This is a genomic window from Klebsiella sp. MS 92-3 (assembly GCF_000195655.1).
Taxonomy (GTDB): Bacteria; Pseudomonadota; Gammaproteobacteria; order Enterobacterales; family Enterobacteriaceae; genus Klebsiella; species Klebsiella pneumoniae.
On sequence record NZ_GL882830.1, the window covers coordinates 83,890 to 85,419 of the forward strand.

At 57.3% G+C, this 1,530-nt stretch carries 2 protein-coding genes; both read left to right on the plus strand.

Annotation, left to right across the window (positions count from 1 at the left end; all coding sequences use genetic code 11):
* Positions 1-16: 16 nt before the first annotated feature.
* On the plus strand, positions 17-235 hold the full coding sequence (locus tag HMPREF9538_RS08725; protein WP_002915974.1) for a YgdI/YgdR family lipoprotein: 219 nt from the start codon (positions 17-19) through the stop codon (positions 233-235).
* Positions 236-455: 220 nt separating this feature from the next.
* Positions 456-1,496, plus strand: coding sequence for an NADP(H)-dependent aldo-keto reductase (locus HMPREF9538_RS08720; protein WP_002915975.1), 1,041 nt, complete (start codon positions 456-458; stop codon positions 1,494-1,496).
* Positions 1,497-1,530: the final 34 nt, after the last annotated feature.

A 1,530-nucleotide genomic window follows, 5' to 3' on the forward strand; every position in this document is an offset into this window, starting at 1 on the left:
TGAAGAGGTGTTGACGATGAAGAAATGGGCAGTATTGATTTCCGCCGTAGGACTGGCGTTCTCGGTTTCCGGTTGCAGCAGCGATTACGTCATGGCGACCAAAGATGGGCGAATGATCCTGACCGACGGTAAACCTACCGTGGATGACGATACCGGTTTAATCAGTTACGAAGATCAGCAGGGTAATAAAATGCAGATCAATCGTGACGACGTTTCGCAAATCATTAAGCGTTAATCTTTCCCTGTCGGCCCCAGCTTCTGTTGACGCTGCGCTTACCGACCACCAGTCTTTTGAGAAGAGTCGGGATATACCAGGACGCCGCGGGTTTCACCCACCGCCCCTCCTCGTCACCCGGCTTTTTTGATTTTTTACTTCCTCTTTTTCTCACCCTCTGCCATGTTGATACTCCTTTGTCGGGGAATGCCTGACCTTATAAATAAAAAGGAAGCTGGCTATGCAGTATCACCGTATCCCACACAGTTCTCTTGAAATCAGCACCCTCGGGCTGGGAACCATGACTTTTGGCGAACAGAATAGCGAGGCCGATGCCCACCAGCAGCTCGATTACGCGGTTGCCAACGGCATCAACCTGATCGATGTCGCTGAAATGTACCCGGTCCCGCCGCGCCCGGAAACCCAGGGGCTGACTGAAACCTACGTCGGCAACTGGCTGGCGAAACGCGGCAATCGCGAAAAGCTGGTGCTCGCCTCGAAAGTCAGCGGGCCCGCGCGCAATAACGACAGCAGCATTCGGCCCAATCACGTTCTGGACCGCAAAAATATCCGCGAGGCGCTGCACGCCAGCCTGAAGCGGCTGCAGACCGATTATCTCGATTTATATCAGGTTCACTGGCCGCAGCGGCCAACCAACTGCTTTGGCAAGCTGGGCTATACCTGGGCCGACGCCGCGCCCGCCGTGACGCTGCTGGATACCCTCGAAGCGCTGACCGAGTTCCAGCGCGCCGGGAAGATCCGCTACATCGGCGTGTCGAACGAAACCGCCTTCGGCGTGATGCGTTATCTGCACCTGGCGGATAAGCACGACCTCCCGCGGATCGTGACTATTCAGAATCCTTACAGCCTGCTGAACCGCAGCTTTGAAGTCGGCCTCGCGGAAGTGAGTCAGTTCGAAGGCGTGGAGCTGCTGGCCTACTCCTGCCTGGCTTTCGGCACACTGACCGGCAAGTATCTCAACGGTGCGAAGCCGGCGGGGGCGCGCAATACGCTGTTCAGCCGCTTTACGCGCTACAGCAGCGAGCAGTCGCAGAAAGCGGTAGCGGCCTATGTGGATATCGCCAAACGCCACGGCCTCGATCCGGCGCAAATGGCGCTGGCCTTTGTGCGTCGGCAGCCGTTTGTCGCCAGCACCCTGCTGGGGGCGACGACCATGACGCAGCTGCAGGCCAACGTGGAAAGTTTGCAGCTTGAGCTGAGCGAAGAGGTATTAGCGGAGATTGAGGCGGTGCATCAGGTTTATACCTACCCGGCGCCGTAAGAAAGCAAAGCCCCGGGTAAGGCGTATACGCCTT

Coding starts and splice junctions, on each gene's coding strand:
- HMPREF9538_RS08725 (WP_002915974.1), top strand. CDS start 17: ATGAAGAAATGGGCAGTATTGATTTCCGCCGTAGGACTGGCGTTCTCG.
- HMPREF9538_RS08720 (WP_002915975.1), top strand. CDS start 456: ATGCAGTATCACCGTATCCCACACAGTTCTCTTGAAATCAGCACCCTC.